The organism is Enterococcus sp. AZ062 (assembly GCF_051715065.1).
GTDB classification, from domain to species: Bacteria; Bacillota; Bacilli; order Lactobacillales; family Enterococcaceae; genus Enterococcus_B; species Enterococcus_B mundtii.
The window spans coordinates 2400024-2424417 of record NZ_JBIOTB010000001.1 but is presented as its reverse complement, the minus strand read 5'-3'; the positions used below and the strand labels follow the sequence as shown (position 1 = coordinate 2424417).

Annotated in this window: 19 protein-coding genes; 17 read left to right on the top strand and 2 right to left on the bottom strand. The window is 38.8% G+C overall.

All coding sequences use genetic code 11. The features are described from left to right. Positions 1-114 precede the first annotated feature (114 nt). From IGJ00_RS11440 to IGJ00_RS11400, 9 genes are all read left to right on the top strand, one after another. Positions 115-1605, top strand: a complete 1491-nt coding sequence (locus IGJ00_RS11440) for a PTS ascorbate transporter subunit IIC (protein WP_115358075.1) — start codon at positions 115-117, stop codon at positions 1603-1605. A 15-nt stretch (positions 1606-1620) separates the two neighbouring features. After that, on the top strand, positions 1621-1932 hold the full coding sequence (locus IGJ00_RS11435; protein ID WP_142433265.1) for a PTS sugar transporter subunit IIB: 312 nt from the start codon (positions 1621-1623) through the stop codon (positions 1930-1932). Further along, complete coding sequence (locus tag IGJ00_RS11430) at positions 1933-2574, top strand: 3-keto-L-gulonate-6-phosphate decarboxylase UlaD (protein WP_142433266.1); 642 nt, start codon at positions 1933-1935, stop codon at positions 2572-2574. Between the two features lies 1 nt (position 2575). Then, a complete protein-coding gene (locus tag IGJ00_RS11425) occupies positions 2576-3427 on the top strand; it encodes an L-ribulose-5-phosphate 3-epimerase (RefSeq protein ID WP_071867312.1) in 852 nt (283 codons plus the stop codon). A gap of 170 nt (positions 3428-3597) precedes the next feature. Next, positions 3598-4668: an ABC transporter permease gene (locus tag IGJ00_RS11420; RefSeq protein ID WP_071867313.1), complete on the top strand. Its 1071-nt coding sequence runs from the start codon at positions 3598-3600 to the stop codon at positions 4666-4668. A gap of 15 nt (positions 4669-4683) precedes the next feature. Continuing rightward, complete coding sequence (locus tag IGJ00_RS11415) at positions 4684-5352, top strand: ABC transporter ATP-binding protein (RefSeq protein WP_034687532.1); 669 nt, start codon at positions 4684-4686, stop codon at positions 5350-5352. Positions 5353-5369: 17 nt separating this feature from the next. Beyond that, positions 5370-5945, top strand: a complete 576-nt coding sequence (locus IGJ00_RS11410) for a TetR/AcrR family transcriptional regulator (protein ID WP_071867314.1) — start codon at positions 5370-5372, stop codon at positions 5943-5945. A gap of 530 nt (positions 5946-6475) precedes the next feature. Continuing rightward, entirely contained in the window at positions 6476-9064 is a 2589-nt protein-coding gene (locus IGJ00_RS11405) for a glycosyl hydrolase family 18 protein (RefSeq protein ID WP_071867315.1), read from the top strand. Between the two features lie 345 nt (positions 9065-9409). Further along, a complete protein-coding gene (locus IGJ00_RS11400) occupies positions 9410-11692 on the top strand; it encodes a glycosyl hydrolase family 18 protein (RefSeq protein WP_086334996.1) in 2283 nt (760 codons plus the stop codon). Positions 11693-11819: 127 nt separating this feature from the next. Here IGJ00_RS11400 and IGJ00_RS11395 read toward each other — a convergent pair whose 3' ends face one another. Both IGJ00_RS11395 and rnhC read right to left on the bottom strand, forming a co-directional pair. Beyond that, complete coding sequence (locus tag IGJ00_RS11395; RefSeq protein ID WP_142433269.1) at positions 11820-12722, bottom strand: N-acetylmuramoyl-L-alanine amidase family protein; 903 nt, start codon at positions 12720-12722, stop codon at positions 11820-11822. A gap of 82 nt (positions 12723-12804) precedes the next feature. Further along, on the bottom strand, positions 12805-13719 hold the full coding sequence (rnhC, locus tag IGJ00_RS11390; RefSeq protein WP_071867317.1) for a ribonuclease HIII: 915 nt from the start codon (positions 13717-13719) through the stop codon (positions 12805-12807). A gap of 205 nt (positions 13720-13924) precedes the next feature. Here rnhC and zapA point away from each other — a divergent pair, with 205 nt between their 5' ends. The 8 genes from zapA (at position 13925) to IGJ00_RS11350 (ending at position 24303) form a co-directional block, all read left to right on the top strand. Next, positions 13925-14359, top strand: coding sequence for a cell division protein ZapA (gene zapA, locus IGJ00_RS11385; RefSeq protein WP_010734832.1), 435 nt, complete (start codon positions 13925-13927; stop codon positions 14357-14359). A gap of 29 nt (positions 14360-14388) precedes the next feature. Beyond that, entirely contained in the window at positions 14389-14937 is a 549-nt protein-coding gene (locus IGJ00_RS11380) for a CvpA family protein (protein WP_071867319.1), read from the top strand. A gap of 109 nt (positions 14938-15046) precedes the next feature. Then, complete coding sequence (locus IGJ00_RS11375) at positions 15047-17407, top strand: endonuclease MutS2 (protein WP_019722436.1); 2361 nt, start codon at positions 15047-15049, stop codon at positions 17405-17407. 85 nt (positions 17408-17492) lie between these two features. Beyond that, complete coding sequence (gene trxA / locus IGJ00_RS11370) at positions 17493-17807, top strand: thioredoxin (protein ID WP_010734835.1); 315 nt, start codon at positions 17493-17495, stop codon at positions 17805-17807. A 267-nt stretch (positions 17808-18074) separates the two neighbouring features. Next, positions 18075-19853, top strand: a complete 1779-nt coding sequence (uvrC, locus tag IGJ00_RS11365) for an excinuclease ABC subunit UvrC (RefSeq protein ID WP_086334992.1) — start codon at positions 18075-18077, stop codon at positions 19851-19853. A gap of 143 nt (positions 19854-19996) precedes the next feature. Further along, the gene (locus tag IGJ00_RS11360) at positions 19997-20896 is read left to right on the top strand and encodes an ABC transporter ATP-binding protein (RefSeq protein ID WP_071867322.1); all 900 of its coding nucleotides are present in this window, start codon (positions 19997-19999) and stop codon (positions 20894-20896) included. Next, complete coding sequence (locus tag IGJ00_RS11355; RefSeq protein ID WP_071867323.1) at positions 20889-22151, top strand: ABC transporter permease; 1263 nt, start codon at positions 20889-20891, stop codon at positions 22149-22151. Before IGJ00_RS11360 ends, IGJ00_RS11355 begins: the two co-directional genes overlap by 8 nt. Before the next feature lie 253 nt (positions 22152-22404). After that, entirely contained in the window at positions 22405-24303 is a 1899-nt protein-coding gene (locus tag IGJ00_RS11350) for a fructose-1,6-bisphosphatase (protein WP_071867324.1), read from the top strand. Positions 24304-24394: the final 91 nt, after the last annotated feature.

The window sequence follows — 24394 nt, the reverse complement described above, 5'->3', positions numbered from 1 at the left end:
AAAGATAAATTATCAACTAAAAAATACGATGTAAGGGAGGGAGTCCGTTTACATGAAAACTATGATATCTAGCATCGTTTGATGATTTGTTCTGGTTTTTGGTAACGGAAAAATATGGGAGCTATCTTGATGGAGATATGGACGTATTTTGCGACAAATATTTTAACACAGCCGGCTTATTTGATCGGTTCGATCGTTTTATTAGGGTATGTACTTCTTGGCCGACCATTATACGAATGTATAGCTGGATTTTTGAAAGCCACTGTAGGTTATCTGATTTTAGCTGTTGGTTCAGGTGGATTGGTGAACAATTTCCGACCGATCTTAGTTGGTTTAAAGGATCGTTTTGATCTTGAGGCGATGGTGACTGATCCCTACTTTGGTCAAAATGCTGTAGATGCAGGATTGATGGAGACTTTTGGGCGAACATTCAGTGATGTGATGATTTTATTATTGATTGCATTTGTGTTGAATATCCTGTTAGTTCGTTTCCAAAAATATACGAAGTTGCGAGCTGTTTTTACGACAGGAAATGTCCAGATCCAGCAAGCAGCCACAGCTTTTTGGATCTTACTTTTCTGTTTTCCTGAATTAGGAAGAGTAGAAGTATTAGTATTTATGGGAATCATTTTAGGGTGTTACTGGGCAGTTGCTTCTAATTTAACTGTTGGTGTGACACAAGAATTGACAGACGGAGCTGGTTTTGCGATTGCGCACCAACAGATGTTTGGGGTGTACCTATTTTCTACCTTAGCGAAGTGGTGGCAAAAGAGTAGTCGTAAAAAAAGGGGGAATAGAAAAGCCGATAAGAAGCTTGAAGATATGGAGCTTCCGGGGTTCTTATCCATTTTCAACGAAAATATGGTGGCGACTTCGTTATTGATGCTGTTCTTCTTTGGCATCATCTTATTAGTATTAGGACAGGAGTATTTGATTGAGGCAGAATTTATGGTGGCAGGACAAAGTTTTGTATTCTACGTACTGACCACTTCTTTGAACTTTGCTGTGTATTTAGCTATTTTACAACTTGGTGTCCGGACCTTTGTGGACGAGTTGACACAATCTTTCCAAGGAATCTCAAATACTATTTTACCAGGAGCTGTGCCAGGTATCGATGTGGCTGCAACTTTTGGCTTCGGATCACCAAATGCAGTCACGATCGGATTTTTATTTGGGGCATTAGGACAATTCTTGATGATCATCTTATTGATCGTCTTCCGATCACCAACGATCGTGATCGCTGGATTTATCCCACTATTTTTTGATAATGCGGTCATCGCTGTGTTCTCTAATAATCGTGGTGGGTTCAAGGCAGCATGTTTGTTCCCTTTCTTATCTGGACTGATCCAAGTCGGTGGTTCTGCAATCTTTGCGACATGGATCGGGTTGTCTAGTTACGGAGGATACATTGGGATGTTTGATTGGGCGACTGCTTGGCCAATCTTTACTGTTTTGATGAAATTTTTTGGTTATGTAGGTGTTGCACTAGTAGTCGTCGGTTTGTTGCTAATTCCGCAACTACAATATCGAAAAAATCCAGAAGGATATTTTTTGATTGTTGAGGATTATCAAAAATATAAAGAGAAGTTTGGAGACAGTAATTAATAGGAGGGAAAGTAAATGAGAATTTTAGTTTCATGTGCCAATGGTTCTGGTACAAGTTTAATGATGATGCGTAGTGTAGAAAAGGCAATGAGAGAATTAAATATTATAGTGAGTAAAATCCATCATTGCCCGATCTCTGAAGGTAAAAGTTCGGCAAGTCAATATGATGTTGTCTTTACGCCACTCAATTTTATGCCGATGTTCATGCAAGCAATTGAGCGAGGTGTGACGGTCGTGGGGATCAAAAATGTGATGTCACCTACTGAGATCTGTGAGAAATTCAAAGAAACAACATTGTACAAAGAATTGAAATCAAAGGAGAATTAGATGAAACGACCAAAATTACAAATTGCTCTGGATCATAACACGTTAGCGTCTGCGTTGGCAGATGTGAAAAAAATTGGAGAAATCGTCGATGTGATCGAAGTAGGCACCATTCTTTGTCTTCAAGAAGGAAGCAAACCAATCGAATGTATGAGAAAAATGTTTCCAGAAAAAACGATCGTTGCGGATACAAAATGCGCCGACGCAGGAGAAACTGTGGCTGGGAATGTCGCGCAGGCTGGGGCAGATTTTATGACAGTGATCTGCTGTGCCTCCCTTGCTACCATGCAAGCCGCACAAAAGAAAGTCAAAGCGCTTCAAGTAGAATTATACGGAGAATGGACGATGGAACAAGCAAAAAAATGGCAAGAAATTGGGATTTCTCAAGTCGTCTATCACCAGAGTAGGGATGCTTTGTTAGCTGGGGAAGTTTGGGGAGAAAAGGATCTGAAGCTCGTCCAACAATTGATCGATTTAGGTTTTCAAGTATCAGTAACTGGTGGGCTGTCAATTTCAACGTTAGCCTTGTTCCAAGGGATGCCGATCTTTCATTTTATTGTCGGTCGAGGATTGACGGCATGTGCAGATCCGATCATACAAGCCCAAGCATTCCAAAATGAGATCAAGCGACTGTGGGGAGAATGAGATGGCGAGAATCGGACTTTATGAAAAGGCACTACCTAGCGGATGGTCGTGGCAAGAGCGGTTAGATGCAGTAAAAGAATTGGGGTTTGATTTTCTGGAATTATCGATTGACGAAAGCGAGGAACGATTGGCTCGTTTAGATTGGACGAATGAACAAATCGCTGAGTTAAAGGAAGCGATTGCGTCTTCGGGGATTGCTATCCATTCCCTTTGTTTGAGTGGACATCGGCGTTTTCCATTCGGCTCAGTAGATATCAAAAAACAAGAAAAAGCCTTATGTATGATGAAAAAGGCAATACAACTTGCGTATCGGTTAGGCATCAGGATCATACAAGTGGCGGGATACGATGTATACTATGAAAAAAAATCAATAGAGACAAGAGAAGCATTTATCAGAGGATTGCGTGCCAGTATCAAGGAGGCAGCACAGTTTGGGATAATCTTGTCGATTGAAGTCATGGATGACCCATTTATGAATTCCATTCGTAAATTCATGGAGATAAAAAAACAACTCCCTTCTCCTTATTTACAAGTGTATCCTGACTTAGGAAATCTATCAGCGTGGCCAGAAAATAATGTGGCGATTGAACTTGAACAAGGCATCGAATATATTACTTCGATCCACCTAAAAGATACGCAACCCGTAACAGCAAGTAGTAAAGGTAAGTTCAGAGACGTTCCGTTCGGTCAAGGTTGTGTGGATTTTTCTGGATTATTTAAAACATTGAAACGTGTAAATTATGAAGGGCCATTCTTGATTGAAATGTGGAGTGGTCAGGATCAGGATTATGAAAGTCAGATCTTACAGGCGAAAGATTATCTATTGCCAAAGTTAAAAGAATCGGGATTTTAATCTTACTTTTTTGGTGGAATATGTAAACAAACGATTGAAATATTCCTTATTGAATGTGATCAACTCAATTGTTTTCTCTTTTATTGATTATTCTGAGCAGATTATTCCTCTAAAAATTTATCAAGTGATAAGATATATTTATCAGTTGATAAATTTTTAGGGGGAATTTTATGTTTTTAGCATTAAATGAAATCATTCATTCAAAATTACGCTATGCCTTAGTGACAGGCGTCATGTTTCTAATTGCGTACCTTGTCTTTTTTTTGACAGGATTAGCCTATGGGTTGGCACAAGACAATCGAACTGCTGTAGATAAATGGGAGGCAGATACCATTGTTTTATCAAAAGACGCCAATACAAACTTAGGGATGTCGATGATCACGAAAAAGATGGCAGAAGAAGTGAAAGGTGATCAAGTAGCTTATTTAGCTCAAACACCTGGAGTAGTCACGAGTCCAGATCGTCCAGATGCTGATAAAGTCAATGTTAGTTTTTTTGGAATCGATCAAAACCAATTCATCATGCCGAATATCGTGGAAGGAGAAGAATTCCAGTCAAACGATGAAGCAGTCGGTGATATCAGTTTAAAAGAAGAATATGGCTTGGACATTGGAGATACGATCAAATTATCAGGAAGTGACAAGACATTTAAATTGACTGGATTTACGGAGAATGCCAAATTCAATGTCTCTCCTGTCGTTTATACAACGATCAATGCGTACCAAGAGATACGGTTTGAGAAACAGGACGCAACTGATAACGCTCGTATCAATGCAGTGGTCGTGCGAGGAGATGTGGAGAGTTTACCGGATGATTTAGAGAAAATCAGTATTTCGACATTCATCAATGAACTACCAGGATACAATGCACAAGTATTGACATTTGGTTTCATGATTGGCTTCTTGATCGTAATTGCAGCGATCGTGATCGGTATTTTCATCTATGTATTGACTATGCAAAAAATCAATATTTTTGGTGTACTGAAAGCCCAAGGAGTGACTGGTGGATTTATTGCACGTTCAGTAGTTGCACAAACGTTCTTACTTTCATTTTTCGGTGTTGCTCTTGGATTGTTTGGAACATTCGTTACTTCACTTGTTCTACCAGATGCTGTCCCGTTCCAAAGTAACTGGTTGTTTTTCGGTGTGATTAGTGTGATGATGTTGATCGTTGCTATTTTAGGGGCTCTCTTCTCTGTTAGAACGATCGTAAAAATTGATCCATTAAAAGCAATCGGATAGAAAGGAGAATGGGAAATGAAAGCAATTGAATTTATAGATGTTGAAAAAAGTTTTAAAGATGGTGATCAAACCGTTCAAGCATTGAAAAAAACAAATGTCAGTGTTGATAAAGGGGAGTTTGTCGCAATCATTGGACCATCTGGTTCTGGAAAGAGTACCTTCTTAACGATTGCAGGCGGTTTACAGACACCAAATAAAGGAACTGTCAAAATCAATGGAGAAGATTTTAGTGAACAACCGGAGAAAAAACGAGTAAAATTACGGTTCAAGGAAATTGGATTTATTCTTCAAGCTTCCAATCTAGTTCCATTTTTGACCGTCAAAAAACAATTAGTATTGGTCGATAAGATCAAGCATGAAAATCGACAAGAGGAGGCGAAAGAATTATTCCAACAACTTGGTGTGGATAAACTCCTTAATAAGTATCCAGAAGATCTTTCGGGTGGGGAACGACAAAGAGTGGCAATTGCTCGAGCGCTATATAACGATCCTTCGATTATTTTGGCAGATGAGCCAACAGCTAGTTTGGATTCAGAAAAAGCAGTAGAAGTCGTAGATATTTTAGCGAAAGAATCCAAGGAAAAAAATAAAGCAATCATAATGGTCACTCATGATACCCGACTTATTGACAGATGTGATAAAGTATTTATGATAGAAGATGGTGTCTTCCGGGAAAAAAAATAAGTCAGAGGGTGTAAAAGTTGGTCCATCGATACAATAAGGATACACAAGAGAAAATTTTAAAAGAAGCCAATCGTTTGTTTATGTCAAAAGGTTATCAAGGAACGTCAACACGTGAGATTGCTAAAAATGCTGGAATCACGCAACCAAATCTTTATCATTACTTTAGCGATAAAGAAAAGTTATATTGTGCAGTCTTAGAAGAGCATTTGAGTACTGTAGGGACAGACTTAAGAGCAATCTTAGAAGAGAACAAACTTGATTTTAAACAATCTTTGACTAAAATGACGAAGTATCTGATCGATACCCATCTTTTAGACCTATTTATGATGCATCATGATTTAAAATCAAACCTTTCTGCCGAGACACGAAATCATCTTTTTACCTTGTGGAAAAAAAGTTATCGTGAACCATTTGAAGTGATTTTTTCGACAAATCAATCTTTGATGCGCGCTCATGTTACGACAGAAATGGCTGCAAAGCACTTTTTTCTTCTATTAGCACCATATATCACCGAATCTTCTAATTCACTTGAAAACCCATTTAGTGTGGAACGACTGATCGATTTATACCTTCATGGGGTGGTAGCTGATTAAATGCGGTGGTGGCAGAAGTGTCCAGCTCCGAGAAATAAGCCGAGAAACCCAAAAATTGTTTTTCAAATTTTGGGTTTCTCGGCTTTTTATGAAGGAGTTACTTCTGGAACATCGTTTATTTGATTTTTAAGATTAGAAACAAAAATGAATTTAATTTCTTGTCCTCTACACTTTTTTGTTATTATATTTTCTTGGATTGTTATTTTTTAATTAAAATAATGAGGGGTATTTAATTTTTCAGGCAATTGAGAAAAAGAGGTGAAAAGCAAGTGATATAAAGATTTTTAATAATAACGATTATAAATTAGTTAAATAACCAAGGTGATTTAATTTGTTTTTTAAATAATTTTAGGAAAACGGTTGAAAAAGCCATTTTCAGGTGATAATATTCTGTTAGCAACAAAAGCTTCACTGAGTTTAACTCACTATTTTAGAGAAATAGAGGGGGAATGAATAACATATTTTCGTGTTAATTGTGTTACATAATTGTTTTTTGAAAAGTGAATAGTGTAAAAAGGGGAGAATTAAAAATGAAAAGTGTTAAAAAAATTGGGTTGGCAGCAATGTTATTTTCTTCTGTTGTCTCAACGACGCTTCCGACAATTGGGGAATTGTCTATCGTCAATGCAGAAGAAATCCAACAAACAGAACAACAAGCAACTTATAGAAACGTAATGTACTATGGTGACTGGTCGATTTGGGGCGGCGAAGGTAACTTTTATCCAAAAGATATCCCAGCAGATCAATTGACTCACTTGAATTTTGCCTTTTTAGATTTTGATAGTGATGGCGAACTAGTCTTTACTGATGCAGACGCAGCGACAGGCGCTCCTGTAGGATTACCGGGCGTACAATGGAACTCTGCTAGTTCTGGTATCTTAAATGCGATTCAAGATTTACGTGGAAAAAATCCAAACATGAAAATTGGTGTTTCATTAGGTGGTTGGTCTAAATCAGGAGATTTCTCTGAAGTAGCAGCAAACCCTACGAAACGTAAGAACCTTGTAGATAATGTAGCAAAATTCATTAAATACACAAATATGGACTTTGTCGATGTTGACTGGGAATTCCCGGCAGATGTACGTCAACCAGATCTAGTGGATAACGTAAATGACGAAGGAACACCAAATGCAAAACCTGAAGATAAAGAAAATTACATAAAATTATTAGATGAAATTCGCGAAACAATTGATAAACAAGGCGAAGAATTAGGGAAAACATATGAACTATCTGTTGCATTGCCAGCAGCTCAAGGTAAATTAGATTCAGGTATCGACGTGAAACGACTATTTGATGTTGTCGATTTCGCAAACATCATGACGTATGACTTAACTGGCGCATGGTCAGATACAAGTGGTCACCATTCAGCACTTTACGGAAATCCGGCTGATCCTAATTATGATGAAGGCTTCTCAGTAGATCAAACAGTAGAATACCTACGTGAGAAAGGTGCGGCGTCAGAAAAAATCGTTATTGGGGCAGCATTCTATACTCGTGGATGGAACGAAGTGGCAAAAGGGGATAATGAAGAGGCACCGGGATTATTCCAAAAAGCAGAATTATCAAGTCAAGATGCCGATCAAACACCAAGTTATGGAGCGAAAAATAAAAATCCATTAAAAGTAGGTGACGGTGGACGTGCTAGTGGTGTATGGCCATACCGTGATATTGAAACGTTACTTGGTGATACATCTGGATTGAAAGAGTATTGGGATGACGTAGCGAAAGCACCATTTATGTACAGTGAAACAACTGGTGAATTCTTTACTTACGAAAATGAAAAATCAGTGACTTATAAAGCTGAATATGTAAAAGAAAACCAACTTGGTGGAATCATTTCATGGCAACAATCACAAGACAAAGAAACAACTGGTACAAAACGTGATGAGTTGACCAATGCAATCAAAGAAGGATTGTTAGGTAGTGAGAAACTTCCAGAATTTGAAATCAAGAGCACACCATTGAATGTGGATGTTGAGATCTCAACTTATACACAATATGGCGTTAGTGGTTACGACGTAAAAATTACCAACAATGAAAAAATGGAAGAAACTTCTTCTGTATTGAAATTAGTTGAATTTTCACAAGAAACAATCAAATTACCTAAACTAGTGATTCCAATGGCGACAAATGAAAAACTTGGCGCTGGCGATTACAAAGCAGGTACTGTAACAAATGTTGATGGCGCTGCAATCGTTGATTTGTCTTCTGTATATGATGGCAAAGAAATCGCACCAGGTGCATCTTATGAGTTCAGATTGAGTTCAAATGCTGCTGAAGCAGATGTCGCTGTTGACAATATCGACTCAATCACATTAAGCCAGAGAATTGGGGACGAAGGTATCGAAATCAATAAACAAGTGATTTTTGGTGAAGGTTCAACGACTGAACCAGGAACACCTGATACAGAAGCACCTTCAGTACCAACAGGACTTACAGCTTCAACAATCGGTGAAACAAACGTTTCTCTATCATGGACAAAATCAACTGACGACAAAGGGGTCGCAGGATACTACGTTTTCCGTGATGGCAAACAAGTTGGTCAATCAGCAACAACTTCATTTACTGACGCTGATTTAACTGCAGATACAGAATATTCATATACAGTAAAAGCATTTGACCGTGCGGGAAATGTTTCAGAAGAAAGTAAAGCATTAGTTGTTAAAACGTTAGAAAAAGCACCAGTAGATACAGAAGCACCTTCAATTCCATTAGACTTGAAAGCTTCAACGATCGGTGAGAAAAATGTATCATTGTCTTGGACTCGTTCAACTGACAATGTTGCAGTCGCAGGATACTATGTTTTCCGTGATGGCAAACAAGTTGGTCAATCAGCAACAACTTCATTTGCTGATGCTGGGTTAACACCGAATACGGAATACTCATATACAGTAAAAGCATTTGATGCAGCAGGAAATGTTTCAGAAGAAAGCAAAGCATTAGTTGTCACAACTTTAGAAGAAACAACTCCTCCAGCTGAAGGCGAATGGGATGCTAACAAAGTCTATGATTTAGGTGATGTAGTAACTCATAAAGGAAATACTTATCGTGCGAAATGGTGGACACAAGGTGATGAGCCAGGAACTGAACAATGGGGTCCTTGGGAATTAATTGGTTAATTTAGATAAAAAAGAACAGGGCAGCTTGCCTTGTTCTTTTTTTTATAATGTTATTCTGTCGTTGTTATTTATCTTATTTACTCGAATTTACCGAAAAAAACATGTTAGTTAAAAAATAAACAAAATCATATGGCTTAAAAATAACTTGAAAAGCGATAGGTGTAATCGGTTCCAATTATTTGCATTAAAAATAAATAAATGTTAAATTCATATTTGTAAGACGTTTATAATTGAATTTTAGTTGATTTCTAATTTTAGAGGAGTGATAAAATAACTTTTTAACCTGTGATTTGGGCGCGTGTTTTTCCGTAAATAAACTGATAAAAAAAAGGAGATGAGATTGATATGAAAAGAATTAAGAGTATTAGTTTAGTTGCTTTGTTATTTTCTTCGATTGTTTCAATGACTTTACCAGCATTTAATGGGTCACCAGAGGTCCATGCTGAAGAGGTGCGAGAAACTCAGGTCGCGCCTTATCGCAATGTCATGTACTATGGCGATTGGTCGATTTGGGGTGGAGAAGGAAATTTCTATCCTAAAGATATTCCAGCTGATCAAATCACTCATTTGAATTTTGCCTTTTTAGATTTTGATAGTAATGGCGATTTAGAATTTACAGATACGGATGCTGCTGTTGGTGCGCCTGTAGGACAAACAGGGGTTCAATGGAATTCAGCAAGCTCGGGTATCTTGAATGCGATCCAAGATCTACGTGGGAAAAATCCCAATATGAAAATTGGGGTCTCTTTGGGGGGCTGGTCTAAATCAGGTGATTTTTCTGAAGTAGCGGCTGATCCAGTGAAACGACAAAATCTAGTGGAAAACGTCACCCGATTCATCAAATATACGAATATGGATTTTGTTGATGTCGATTGGGAGTATCCTGCAGATGTTCGACAACCTGACTTGGTAGATAATGTCAATGATGAAGGAACGCCATATGCAGTACCTGAAGATAAAGAAAACTATATCATTTTGCTAAATGAGATTCGTGAGTCGATTGATGAACAAGGCGAAGAACTAGGCAAGACCTATGAATTATCAGTTGCGCTGCCTGCATCTCAAAGTAAATTATCTTCAGGGATAGACATTGATGGTTTATTTGAAGTTGTTGATTTTGCAAATATCATGACCTATGATATGAACGGTGGTTGGGGAGACCGCAGTGGACATCATACAGCGCTTTATGGGAATCCTGCTGATCCTAATTATGACCAAGGACTTTCGGTAGATCAAACGGTTCAGTTTTTAAGGAATGAAGGTGCGCCAGCTGAAAAAATCGTGATTGGGGCAGCTTTTTATACTCGTGGTTGGCATGAAGTAGCAGAAGGCAATAATCCGTTACTACCGGGATTGTTCCAAACGGCTGAACAGAGTAATCGAAATGCTGACCTATCGGCAACATACGGGGCAAAAAACAAAAGTCCATTAGTTGTAGGGGATGGTGGTAGAGCCGGTGGTGTCTGGCCTTATCGAAATATTCCAGATTTGATTAATGCAACGAGTGGATTGACTGAATACTGGGATGATGTAGCGAAGGCCCCTTACATGTATAGTACAGAAACTGGCGAATTTTTCAGTTTTGATAACGTACGCTCGATCGGTTATAAAACACAATATGTACAGGAAGAACAATTAGGCGGTGTGATTTCTTGGATGCAATCACAAGACAAGGAAACGACAAGTACAAAACGTGACGAATTGACGAACGCGATCAAAGAAGGCTTATTTGGGAATACACCATTACCGCAGCACGAAATCGTTAGTACACCATTAGACATCTCTGTGGATATCACCCCTTATACAGAGAATAATGTAAGCGGGTACGAAATCACAGTGACAAATAATGAAACATTGACAGAATCATCTACTGTATTAAGCGCTGTTGAGGCTGCACAGAAAACAGTCAAGTTGCCTAAATTTACGATCGACTTGAATAGCAATGAAACATTAAGTGCAGGAAACTATAAAGCTGGAACTGTTTCTATGGATAATGGCACAGTGACAGTTGATCTATCTTCCGTTTATGATGGCAGAGAGATTGCGCCTGGGGATTCTTATGATTTCCGATTACAATCTGATACGTCACAGGTTTTGGTTGATCATATTGATACGATCACTTTAAGTCAACGAATTGGGACTGAAGGCATTGAAATCAATCACCAAGTGATCTTTGGTACAGAAGAGCCAGACCCATCAGATGTTGAGGCACCGTCGATTCCAACAAATGTTGCAGCGACAACGATCACTGCAACAGAAGTGACATTGAACTGGATGGCTTCGACCGATAATCAGCGAGTAGCAGGTTACTATGTTTACCGTGATGGACAATTAGTCGGACAACCAAGAACACCAACATTTACAGATACGGGATTAACACCTGATACAGAGTATACGTATACTGTCAAAGCATTCGATGCGTCAAGCAATGTTTCGGCTGCTAGTCAATCAGTGATCGTTCAAACCTTGGAAGACAGTGTGCCTGGATATGCGGCATGGGATTCAGGAACAGTCTATCTTATGGGAGATAGAGTCACTCATCTAGGCAATACGTATCAGGCAAAATGGTGGACACAAGGCGATGAACCTGGAACTCAACAATGGGGACCATGGGAATTGATCAATTAGATCGTTTAAATATAAACAGATTCAGGGGTGACCATTTACTGACAACTGGTTGCTGATGAAATTGAAGAACCTCGTTGGGCTTGATGAAACATCAATACCTAACGAGGTTCTTGCGTCTAGAAAAAAATTACTGATTGAAATAAGTGAGTAGCGCTTGTGTGATCGATTGCGCCAACTGTTGTTGATAGTTAACGGTAGCCAATGTAGCTAAATCTTCGTCATTATTCATATAGCCCATTTCGATCAAGAGGGATGGCTGAAGGTTTTCTCTTAACACCTGATAGTTCCCTGTAGCAGTTCCACGAGATGTAATGGGCAGATCCGCCAGTTCATCAGAAACAGTTTCCGCTAGACGTTGGTCTCTATTGTAATAATAATAAGTGGTGGTACCAGTTGCTTCATTGGGCGATTCAGTCGAATCAGCATGTAAGCTGATAAAAAGGTCAGCGGCTTTTTCTTCGCTAAATGAACAGATGTCATCTAAAGAAATGTAGTCATCTGTTTCATGTGTCAAATAAACCGTTGCGCCAGCGGCTTCTAAACTTGTTTGTAACTGTTTTGCGGCAGCGAGTGTCACTGTTTTTTCTTCTGTATGTCCATCTGTGCTAAGCGCGCCTGTATCGTCGCCTCCGTGTCCTGGGTCTAATACGATCACCGCTTCTGATAGGTCACTCGGTAGCTCTTGTGTCGAGCGAGTCAGTGATGAGCCGTCCGTAAGTGATAAATAGCCCGTTTCACCATCATTCGTGGTAATTTTGTAGGCGTTGGCTGTAGTTGAAAGAAGCGTAGCCAGTTCACCAGCATTGACGGAAATAAGCGGTTCACTTAATGACGAATCTGCATACAATGTGGCATCTTCTTTTCCGATTTTTATGAGGGTCTCTGAAGAAGAATCAGTGGTTGGTATGATGCTAGAGACACTGTTACTTGTCTGTTGTCTCGCATTTGTTTCTTGATTGCTAAGACCAAATTTGAAAAGGGCAATGATCCCGATTATACATAAAAAAATAATAATTCGCATTTTTTTCATCGTTTTCACCTCTTGAACATGAGGATAAACAACAAAACTTAAATCGAACTTAAAGAAAAGTGGAACAAGCTAAAACTAATAGTTAGTTGACTAATTTTTTGGCTTTTTCTGTGTTCGCAAAATGCAATTTTGCATAGTTTGCTAACAAGGCTTCGCCACCTTTTTTTAAAATCGTTGCAGCGACTTGGTCGGATTTTGTACCTGCACCAGAAGGAAGCGTGAGACCAAGTTCAGCAGATTCTTTGTCCAACTCTTCTAAAAAGCTTGCGCGACTAATGATCGAAGCGGCAGCAACAGCTAAATGATATTGTTCACCTTTTGTAACAAAGTAGAGTTTTTCGGTGAGTTGATTTTTTTCTAAACGCGCGTATTTTTTAAAGTTGGCTTCCGGTGTGAACTGGTCGATCAAAATAGCATCCGGCTTGACTGGTGCAATTTTTTGTAACAATAAATGGATAGCTTGATTGTGTAAAGCGACCTTCATTCTCACTGCATTATACGTAGGTTGGATCTCATTGTATTTTTTTGGTGGCAAAACCAGTAATTGATATGGGATCGTTTCCTTTAATACTTTGGCTAATTGAATGATTTGTCCATCTTTTAATTCTTTTGAATCTTTGACGCCTAACGTGCGTAATTCTTTCAATTGTGTTTGATCGACATAGGCAGCACAAACAGTCAGTGGGCCAAAGTAACTACCGTTGCCGACTTCGTCACTCCCTAAAACAGATAGTGTTTGTAGATCTTTGGGTAAGGAAGAAGAATTAGTTTGTGTCGCTTTTTTTGCTGTAAGTGGATTTCCCCATTTTGCTGCTTCTTGTTCGGCGCCGGTGCCTTGAAACATCACTTTTCCAGAAGTATAGGCAGTGATCGTTGTGCCATTTTTTTTTGCTGAAAAAAGAGTATATGGAATCGGTTTTTGTACTAGAAATGGGCGATACGCCTCTTTCATCTTATTCATTTGATTTGTCGTTACTTTTAAGATAATGTTACTCATGTTTTCCTCCTGTTGCGATCCAGTCGTAAGAAAAGTTGTATTTGACTAGATCCAGCTGATTTGAAATCAATGCACACATAGCATTTTTGCAAAGTTTATCATATAATAGTAAAGTATTTATAATGAAGTTTTTCGTGTACGGTTAATTGCTTAACTATATGGTACACTAGTTAATATTTTTGGCAATAGGAGGAGACAGATTCATATGGCACATGAAAAAACACGCTATAAAGCGGTGATTGCGGACCAAACGTATACTATTATCGGGCAAGAATCAAAACAGCATATGGATATGGTCACAAAATTAATCAATGAACAATTAGCTGAACTGAAAGAATTGTCCCCTCAATTAGACAATGAACAAGCAGCTATTTTATTAGCAGTCAATGCATTTTCCGATCAATTGAAAAGACAGGAAAAAAATTTGAATTTAATAAAAGAAGTCACAGAACTGAAACAAAAAATGGTGAGATTCACAGAAATGGAAAATCGGATCAAACGAATCGAAGCGATTGAAAACGAAGCACGAGCAGTATTGAAAGAAAATGGAAGTGACCATGAGATCAAAAATCATGTGGAAGCACAACAGATTCTAAATGAAAAACGAAAAGGTCAAATCAAACAAAGATCTTCAAATTGATATTATTATAGAAGAGAAAGGAAGAATGTATGCTTAGTCTTTTGATTTTATTTATTTTGCTGATTGCATTTTTTTCTGGAGCCAGTCGTGGTTTTGCGCTACAGGGGATTTATCTGGTTGGCTATTTTGTCTCATTTCTAGCAGCACAAACCTATTACAAAACATTAGCCAATCATCTGCAATTATATATTCCTTATCCTGCGGTAACAGCCAATTCTAACTTAGTTTTTTTTGATCAAGCTTTTTCATTTAAATTAGATGAAGCATTTTATGCAGGGGTGGCTTTCTTGATCATTTTATTTATTGGTTGGCTAGTCACACGATTCATTGGGGTATTCGCTCATGGGTTGACGTTTATTCCTGTACTAAAGCAATTAGACTGGGTGGCTGGCGGGATTTTATCCGTGATCATCACCTATATTTCCTTGGTTCTAGTTTTACGTTTACTGACGTTTATTCCGGTGGGATTTATCCAAAACCAATTTAGTGGCAATAATCTTGCAACATTTATGGTTGAACGAACACCTATTTTAGCAAATAAAATGTATGATCTATGGGTGACACAAGTGATTAACTAAGTAAGAAATGATTTCTTGTCAATGACAGAGGCTATGAAGATGTTGGTTAGTCTTGAAGACTGCTTAGCCATCTATCGGCCTCTTTTTTAGTGAAAGTAAGGTGAAAAAAATGAACAAACGCATTCTAGAAACATTAGAGTTTGAAAAAGTAAAACAACAAGTACGACAGTTTGTGATCACAGCACAAGGGCAAGAAGAATTAGCCCAGCTTGTGCCAGTGAATGAAGCAGAGACGATCAGATATTGGTTGGAAGAAACAGAAGATGGTCTAAAAGTCCAACGATTGCGTGGCGGTATCCCAATCCCCAAATTAGAGAATATCCGTCCGCATATGAAACGCATCGAAATCGGTGCTGACCTTAATGGGGTCGAGCTAGCACAGGTTTCCCGTGTCCTATCAACTACTAGTGAGTTGCGACGTTTTATTGATGATTTAGCAGATAGCGAGATTGAGTTTGCGCGTCTTTATTTTTGGACAGATCAATTAGTTGCTATCCCATCCTTGAGTCGTCGTTTGAAAGAAGCAATCGATGATGATGGACGAGTGACGGATGATGCCTCTCCAGAGTTGAAGACGATCCGTCATAATATCCGTAGAAGTGAACAAGCAGTTAGAGAACAATTAGATGGGATCGTTCGTGGGAAAAATGCCAAATACCTAAGTGATGCCATCATTACGATGAGAAACGACCGCTATGTTATTCCAGTAAAACAAGAATATCGTGGTGTGTTTGGCGGAGTCGTCCATGATCAAAGTTCTTCGGGACAAACACTATTCGTTGAACCAAAACAAGTCGTGGAATTGAACAATCGCTTGCGTCAATATCAAATTGCCGAACGCAATGAGATCCAACGTATTCTAAGCGAGTTGTCGGCGGAGTTAGTTCCTCATCGTCAAGAAATCATCCACAATGCGTATGTCATTGGAAAAATGGACTTGATGAATGCGAAAGCACGCTTTGGGAAAGAACTAAAGGCAATCGTGCCGACGATCAGTACAGAAAACATCGTTGATTTGAAGCAAGCCAGACACCCATTGATCGATCAAGAAAAAGTCGTCCCAAATGATATTTCGATTGGGGAAAACTATCAAGCGATCGTCATTACCGGACCAAATACTGGTGGGAAAACCATCACGTTGAAAACACTGGGCTTATTGCAATTGATGGGGCAAGCAGGGTTACCGATCCCGGCGGATGAAGAAAGTCAGATCGGGATCTTTGAAGATATTTTTGCTGATATCGGAGATGAACAATCGATTGAGCAAAGTTTATCGACCTTCTCCTCACATATGACAAATACCGTGGATATCCTTTCCAAAGTCAATGAAAAAAGCTTAGTTTTATTTGACGAACTAGGTGCGGGGACTGATCCTCAAGAAGGAGCAGCGCTAGCCATTGCTATTTTAGATGATCTCGGAAAGAAATCTGCCTATGTGATGGCAACAACACATTATCCTGAATTGAAAGTCTATGGCTACAATCGCTCGAATACCATCAATGCGAGTATGGAGTTCAACGTTGACACTCTTAGCCCAACTTACCGCTTGTTGATCGGCGTGCCGGGTAGAAGTAATGCCTTTGAGATTTCAAGTCGTTTAGGATTAGACAACCAAGTCATTGATGAAGCCAAGCAATTGATGAACGATGAAAGTCAAGACTTGAATGAAATGATCACTGATTTAGAGAATCGTCGAAAAATGGCAGAAACAGAGTATTTAGAGATGCGTCATTATGTCGATGAAGCGCAACGTCTGTACAATGATTTGAAAGAAGCTTATAGCTACTTCTTTGAAGAGCGTGAACAAGAAATGGCGAAAGCCAAACAAAAAGCCAACGCACTTGTTTCTGAAGCAGAAGAAAAGGCAGAAAAAATCATCGCAGATATTCGCAACTTACAAAAACAAGTGGGGCAAGGTACGGTCAAAGAGCATCAATTGATCGATGCAAAATCACAGTTAGCCAACTTGCATCAAGAAGAACAATTAAAGAAAAATAAGGTCTTGAAAAAAGCGAAAGAACAGAAAACATTGAAACCAGGTGACGAAGTACTCGTGACGACTTATGGGCAGCGTGGAACATTGTTGCGCAAAAATGGCAACCAATGGCAAGTGGAGATCGGTATCCTGAAGATGAACGTTTCGGAAAGTGAATTAACACCGATTGCTCCCCAAAAAGAACCACAACAACGAGTGATCCATACGGTTCGCTCAGATGCTCATTCCACCGTCTCCAACCAGCTGGATCTTCGAGGGAAGCGTTATGAAGAAGCATTAAATGAAGTCGATCTATATTTAGATGCGGCAATTTTGGCTGGCTACCCTCAAGTGACGATCGTTCATGGAAAAGGCACAGGCGCACTAAGAACCGGAATCACCGATTATTTAAAAAATCATCGTAGTGTCAAGAGCTTCGATTTTGCTCCAGGAAATCAAGGGGGCAATGGTGCGACAATTGTTAAATTTAAATAAAACTTACTAAAGGTAAGCAAATAGCTCGAATCTAGGCACCAATAGTGCTATACTTAGAGTAGACTAATAAATGGAGGTCTTTGATATGGCTCAAGTAATTACAGATGCAACATTCAACGAAGAAACAGATAAAGGGTTAGTTTTAATCGACTTTTGGGCAACTTGGTGTGGACCTTGTCGAATGCAAGCGCCAATTTTAGACCAGTTAGAAGAAGAATATGACGAAGACGAATTCAGAATCGTGAAGATGGATGTTGATGAAAATCCTGAAACACCACAACAATTTGGGATCATGAGTATTCCAACATTACTTTTGAAAAAAGACGGCGAAGTAGTAGAAAAAGCAATCGGTGTTCAATCAAAAGATCAATTACGTCAAATGATTGCCCAACACTTATAAGATTAAGTAACTAACACATCAGACTGAGACAACAATCATATGGATTGCTGTCTCGGTTTTTTTGCGACTAATCGAGTCATAAAACTGAACGGAGACGTGGAATAAAAAAGCCATAAATGAAGAGAATAGAATCTTTTGTTAGCGTACAGGATACTTAAAAATTTATACGATAAGCTACGCAAAATTTTTCTTGTGTCTCTTCGCTTGATACTTCTATCTCAACCTCTGTTATAATAGCGATATCAGAAATATAAAGGAGCAGTCACCATGAATGAACGAATAAAAAATAAACTTGCATTACTTCCTGATCAGCCTGGCTGCTATTTGATGAAAGACAAAAACGGTACGATCATTTATGTAGGAAAAGCCAAAGTCTTGAAAAATCGCGTGCGTTCCTATTTTACTGGAAGCCATAACACGAAAACGGAGCGATTAGTTAGTGAGATCGAGGACTTTGAATACATTGTGACAGAATCTAACATTGAAGCGTTACTGCTAGAAATCAATCTGATCAAAAAGAATGATCCTAAATACAATATTATGTTAAAGGATGATAAAACTTATCCTTTTTTAAAGATCACGAACGAAAAATATCCTCGTTTAGTGATCACTCGTAAAGTATTAAAAGACAAAGCCTTTTATTTTGGGCCTTACCCCGATGTTGGGGCTGCGAATGAAACAAAAAAAATTTTAGATCGTTTATTCCCTTTACGGAAATGTAAACCGAGTCAGACAAAAGAACCTTGTCTTTATTATCATTTAGGACAATGTTTATGTCCCTACTATTTTGATGTAGATCCAGCGGAATATACAAGTATCGTGAATGAAGTCAAACGCTTTTTGAATGGTGGTCATGAGATGATCGAAGCCGAGATCCAAGAAAAAATGGCCAAGGCTGCAGAAAATATGGAATTTGAAAAAGCAGCAGAGTATCGTGATCAAATCAGAGCCATCGAAACGATCATGACAAGACAAAAAATGACAAACACTGATTTGATTGATCGAGATGTGTTTGGTTATGCCATTGATAAAGGCTGGATGTGTGTCCAAGTATTCTTTGTACGTCAAGGAAAACTGATTGAACGAGATGTATCGATCATTCCTTTTTACAATGAAGCAGAAGAGGATTTCTTAACATACATCGGGCAGTTTTATCAAGAAAATGAACATTTCATTCCAAAAGAAGTGGTGATCCCTGATACGATCGACCAACCGAGTGTTGAGGCGTTGTTAGCGACAAAGGTCATCCAGCCCAAACGTGGTGAGAAGAAAAAGTTAGTTGAACTAGCCAATAAAAATGCAAGGGTGGCATTGAACGAACGCTTTGATTTGATCGTTAGGAAACAAGAACGAACGATCGGAGCGATCGAGCGCCTTGGTAATGCAATGAACATCCCAGCACCTATCCGGATCGAGTCTTTTGATAACTCTAATATCATGGGGACCGATCCAGTAGCAGCGATGGTGGTGTTCATCGATGGAAAACCAGCAAAAAAAGAATACCGTAAATATAAAATCAAAACGGTCGTTGGACCGGACGACTATGCTTCGATGCGAGAAGTCATCTACCGCCGCTATGCACGTGTGATACGAGAAGAACTGCCATTGCCTGATCTGATTTTGATCGATGGGGGGAAAGGGCAAGTCGATGTAGCAAAGGATGTATTAGAAAATCAATTAGGTATCGATATCCCAGTCGCTGGAATGGCGAAGAATGATAAGCATAAAACCAATGAGTTGTTATTTGGGAATGAATTAGAAGTTGTTCCGCTTGAACGAAATTCACCAGAATTCTTTTTATTGCAACGTATCCAAGACGAAGTCCATCGCTTTGCAATCACGTTTCATCGCCAATTACGTAGTAAAAATAGTTTTGCTTCGCGCTTAGATGAGATTGAAGGGTTAGGGCCAAAACGAAAAAAAATGTTGTTGAAAGAGTTCAAATCGTTAAAAAACATCACCGCTGCGTCAATTGAGGAGTTACAAGAAATTGGTCTACCAAAAAATGTAGCACAAAATGTTTTCGATAAACTGCATAAAAATTGAACTGAGGGCGCTTTACAAAACCTGTAAAGTGTCCTATCATTTTTATATGTACAATAAAAAACAATAACATAAGTTTTTATATATAAGTTATTTTTATATCGTACAGTAAAGGATAGAGGAATTTAGGATGAAGGAGTGAGAAAATGCTAGAGGTAAAGGATTTGGTTAAGACGTTTGGCAGTTATACAGCTGTTGATCATGTTTCTTTTCAAATACCTGATGGAAAAATCATGGGATTGATTGGGCAAAACGGTGCAGGAAAAACAACGACTTTTCGCTTGATTTTAGATTTTTTGACGCAAGATCAAGGCGAAGTGCTATGGAACGGTCATCATTTGAGTGAAAAAGATTATGATATCATTGGGTATTTACCTGAAGAACGAGGGCTTTATCCCAAGGTATCGATCCAAGAACAGTTGATCTATTTTGCTGCATTACGTGGAAAAACGAAAAAAGAAATTGAACCTAAGATCGATTTTTGGATGGAGAAATTTCAAGTAAAAGGGAAAAAAACAGATAAAGTTAAGTCCTTGTCAAAAGGAAATCAACAAAAGGTACAACTGATTGCAACACTGATCCACGAACCTAAGTTGATTATTTTAGACGAGCCTTTTAGTGGGTTGGACCCAGTGAATGCTGAGCTACTTAAAGACGGGATCATCGAATTGAAGAAAAATGGCTCATGTGTCATTTTTTCTAGTCACAACATGGATAATGTTGAAAAGATTTGTGACCACTTGATCATGCTTCGAAATGGGGAGATGGTACTAGATGGGAAAGTCCACGAGATTCGAGAAGCATTTGGACGAACAAAGCTATTTTTAGAGTCTGGATTATCACAGCAAGAAATAGAGGAAATCGACGGGGTCCAAAAAGTGATTCTTCGTGAGGATCAATCGTTGGAAATCACATTGGATCATCCAGATGTAGGGAAAGAGATCTTTACTCGCGCGACGCAATTTGGCTATATTCCAATGTTCAATCAACAACCGCCTACTTTAGAAGAAATCTTCAAGATGAAAGCAGGTGAGCTACATGAGTAAGTTTTGGATCATCACGAAAGATGTCTATTTGAAAAATGTCAAATCGATTTCTTTTATTATTATGATACTAGTGCCGTTTGTTTTGATGGGTGTGATTTACTTAGCAGGTAATTTTGCTCAACAAAACAGTGAAACAGATAAAATCGGTGTCATTGCTGAAGACCAACAAATCACTGATTATTTGAGTCAATCCGATATGGGGGATTTCCACTTTGAAGCTTTTTCATCGGAGGATGAAGCCAAAAGTAAGTTATCTGACGAAAAGATCGATGCGTACATGGTAGTCACGACAGATAATGGAGAAGTATCCGGAGAATTATTTAGTGAAAACTCATTAGGCCAAGCAACGCAACTGTTGATCCAACAGCAGTTGACTGGCTTACAGTCGATGATGCGGGCAAGTAGTTTAGGGATCTCTCCAGAAGAAGTGGCTGCATTAAGTCAACCCGCTGCATTTTCAAGACAAAAAGTCAGTTTTGATGCAAATGGTGAAATGACGATAGGAGAAGATAACTCAGCTGTTCAATATGCGGTCAGTTATGTTGCAACAATCATTCTATTCATCATCATCTTGACGTATGCACAGATCATTGCACAAGAGATTGCTTCAGAAAAAGGGACAAGAATCATGGAAGTGATTTTGTCTAGTACCACTGCACAAAAACATTTTTATGGAAAATTGACAGGGGTACTGCTAGTGGCAGTCACTCAAATGGCTTTATATGGCATCATCTTTGCAATAGGATTCAATCAGTTCAAAGATATGGAAATCGTTAAAAGTGTACTGGATGGGATTTCTTTAGATAGTATTTTCGGCCCATTCTTATGGTACTCTTTACTATTTATGTTCTTTGGTATTTTGATCTACGCGGTATTAGCTGCCTTATGTGGCTCACTGGTCAACAAAGCCGAAGATACAGCAAAAGCGATTTTACCAGTGACGTACCTTTCTTTAGGGGGTTATATGTTAGGATTGATCCTTGGTGCATCTGATCCGAATAATATCGTGATCCGCATCACTTCATATATACCGTTCCTATCTTCATATATCATGCCGATCCGCTTGGCAAATGAAACAGTTGAAATGAGTGGCGCATTGATTTCTTTGGTCGTCTTAGTGATCATCACATTCGTATTGATGTTCATGTCCGCAAATATGTACAAATCAAACGTGCTTGTTTACAGTGAAGGTGGTATTTGGACGTCATTGAAACAATCAATTTCAATCATGAGAAATGAACGCAAAAAGAAATAAAGGTTGAAGTTGTCACAGAAATATTCAACTCTGAGAAATAAGCCGAGACACCCGAAAATTGTTCTTCAAATTTTGGGTGTCTCGGCTTATTTTCATAAGAGTTGCTTTTGGTCGTATACCTAGAGCGCTTTTGTTTGATTTAAAAAATTCACGATTATATATGTACCTATTTTCGAATAGATAAAGTAATTTTGTTGTAAATATCCATTGTGTGTCCTATAATTTTAGGTATACCAATTTTGGAGGCGTTTGGATGGATCAATATTTAGAATTATTGTCAGAAAAATTCCCAACAAAAGAAGAAGTCATTACGGAGATCATCAACTTAGAAGCAATTCTACAACTACCAAAAGGAACCGAATTATTTTTAAGTGATATCCATGGCGAGTTTCCAGCATTTGATCATATATTGAGAAATGGTTCAGGGAATCTACGAGAGAAAATCAAAGATTTATTTCAAGAATGTTTAAGTGAAGAAGAGATCAAGCGATTAACGATTTTTGTTGCCTATCCGGAATACGCATTAGCGACTGACTGGTACAAGAAACAAGACAAAACAACGTTGATCCATCAATTGATTGAGTTGCTGCGATTCACTTCTGTCAAGTATACGAGATCAAAAGTAAGAAAAGCCTTACCTAAAGAATATAGTTATATCATTGAGGAATTATTGTATGTTGATGATCGTGTGCAAGGGAAAAAATCTTATGTGAGTAAAATCGTTGATCAGTTGCTTGAGATGAATGAAGAAGAGCGCTTTTTAAAAAAGTTAGCGCAGACGATTCAACGAATGGTGATCGATCATGTCCACGTAGTCGGAGACATCTTTGATCGGGGGACACAAGCCGCCAAAGTGATGGACCGCTTGATGGAGATCCATTCAATCGATATCCAATGGGGCAATCATGATATTTTATGGCTTGGGGCGTATTGTGGCTCGGAAACTTGTTTGTTGACCTTATTGCGTATCGCTGCGCGGTATAATTATTTATTCGAGTTGGAAAAAGAATACGCGTTGAATCTGCGTTCCCTTTGTTCGTTTGCGACAGAAACTTATCAGACAAACCCTTTGTTTACACCTAAGAATAGCCAAGACGCGACAGAACGCGAGAGAGAAGAGATGGAGAAGATCCATCAGGCGCTTGCGATCATGCAGTTCAAACTAGAATCCCAATTACTGAAACGACGACCGGAATTTGAGATGGCGGATCGGGATATCTTAGCGAATATCGATTATGAAAAAAATGAGTTATTTCTGGATGGTCAAAAGTATACGATCCATCACCCATGTTTTCAGACGATTTCTACGCAGGAACCGGATCGTTTATCGGCAGACGAACGACGAGTGATCGATATGTTGCTGTATTCTTTTCAACATTCACTCCGAATGCAAAAACATATGGATTTCCTTTTAGAAAAAGGTAGGATGTATCTTGTCACGAACCAAAGTATCTTGTTTCATGGCTGTATGCCAGTAGATGAACATGGTGAGTTTCTAAGTTTTAAACTTGGGAGTGAGACGTATCAAGGGAAGCAATTGATGGCATTCTTTGAAGAACAGATTCGTGAAAGTGCTAAATCACTAAAGAAAAAAGAAGACTTAGCGACTGATTTGATTTGGTATGCATGGAGTGGGCCTTACTCGCCGTTGTTTGGTAAAAGTAAGATGGCGACGTTTGAGCGTTATTATTTAGCAGAAAAAGAAACGCATGTGGAAGTCAGCAATGCTTACTATCGATTACGAGACAAAGAATGGTTGAGTCAAAAAGTAAGGCGTGAGTTCGGTGTACCGGTTTATGGTTCAGTGATCATCAATGGACATACACCAGTCAAAGTGAAAAAAGGGGAATCCCCAATCAAAGCAGACGGAACAGTTTTCGTGATTGACGGTGGTTTATCAAAGGCCTATCAACGAACAACAGGTATTGCAGGGTATTCGTTGCTATGTAACTCTTATGGCTTTCAAATCGTGACCCACTATCCATTTCTAGGCATCGAGGAACAATTTGAAACAGCCAATGGCTTGGCAGAAGTGAAAAAGGTCATTGATCAACAGTTGCCACGAAAATTAAATCGTGATACGACAAAAGGGAGCGAATTGCAGCGACAAATCCAGCAATTGAAACAGTTGCTTGAGTATCGTAGAAGTTAACTGCTGGTCGATGTGCCTTGCATAAAATGAATGAAGCCCGTCTAGCAGAAACAACATGTTTCTGCTAGACGGGCTTTTCATTTCGTTTGTA

What these genes read in the sequence shown, in the direction of transcription:
- IGJ00_RS11440 (WP_115358075.1), top strand. Translation starts at nt 115, where the DNA reads ATGGGAGCTATCTTGATGGAGATATGGACGTATTTTGCGACAAATATT.
- IGJ00_RS11435 (WP_142433265.1), top strand. Translation starts at nt 1,621, where the DNA reads ATGAGAATTTTAGTTTCATGTGCCAATGGTTCTGGTACAAGTTTAATG.
- IGJ00_RS11430 (WP_142433266.1), top strand. Translation starts at nt 1,933, where the DNA reads ATGAAACGACCAAAATTACAAATTGCTCTGGATCATAACACGTTAGCG.
- IGJ00_RS11425 (WP_071867312.1), top strand. Translation starts at nt 2,576, where the DNA reads ATGGCGAGAATCGGACTTTATGAAAAGGCACTACCTAGCGGATGGTCG.
- IGJ00_RS11420 (WP_071867313.1), top strand. Translation starts at nt 3,598, where the DNA reads ATGTTTTTAGCATTAAATGAAATCATTCATTCAAAATTACGCTATGCC.
- IGJ00_RS11415 (WP_034687532.1), top strand. Translation starts at nt 4,684, where the DNA reads ATGAAAGCAATTGAATTTATAGATGTTGAAAAAAGTTTTAAAGATGGT.
- IGJ00_RS11405 (WP_071867315.1), top strand. Translation starts at nt 6,476, where the DNA reads ATGAAAAGTGTTAAAAAAATTGGGTTGGCAGCAATGTTATTTTCTTCT.
- IGJ00_RS11400 (WP_086334996.1), top strand. Translation starts at nt 9,410, where the DNA reads ATGAAAAGAATTAAGAGTATTAGTTTAGTTGCTTTGTTATTTTCTTCG.
- IGJ00_RS11395 (WP_142433269.1), bottom strand. Translation starts at nt 12,722, where the DNA reads ATGAAAAAAATGCGAATTATTATTTTTTTATGTATAATCGGGATCATT.
- rnhC (WP_071867317.1), bottom strand. Translation starts at nt 13,719, where the DNA reads ATGAGTAACATTATCTTAAAAGTAACGACAAATCAAATGAATAAGATG.
- zapA (WP_010734832.1), top strand. Translation starts at nt 13,925, where the DNA reads ATGGCACATGAAAAAACACGCTATAAAGCGGTGATTGCGGACCAAACG.
- IGJ00_RS11380 (WP_071867319.1), top strand. Translation starts at nt 14,389, where the DNA reads ATGCTTAGTCTTTTGATTTTATTTATTTTGCTGATTGCATTTTTTTCT.
- IGJ00_RS11375 (WP_019722436.1), top strand. Translation starts at nt 15,047, where the DNA reads ATGAACAAACGCATTCTAGAAACATTAGAGTTTGAAAAAGTAAAACAA.
- trxA (WP_010734835.1), top strand. Translation starts at nt 17,493, where the DNA reads ATGGCTCAAGTAATTACAGATGCAACATTCAACGAAGAAACAGATAAA.
- uvrC (WP_086334992.1), top strand. Translation starts at nt 18,075, where the DNA reads ATGAATGAACGAATAAAAAATAAACTTGCATTACTTCCTGATCAGCCT.
- IGJ00_RS11360 (WP_071867322.1), top strand. Translation starts at nt 19,997, where the DNA reads ATGCTAGAGGTAAAGGATTTGGTTAAGACGTTTGGCAGTTATACAGCT.
- IGJ00_RS11355 (WP_071867323.1), top strand. Translation starts at nt 20,889, where the DNA reads ATGAGTAAGTTTTGGATCATCACGAAAGATGTCTATTTGAAAAATGTC.
- IGJ00_RS11350 (WP_071867324.1), top strand. Translation starts at nt 22,405, where the DNA reads ATGGATCAATATTTAGAATTATTGTCAGAAAAATTCCCAACAAAAGAA.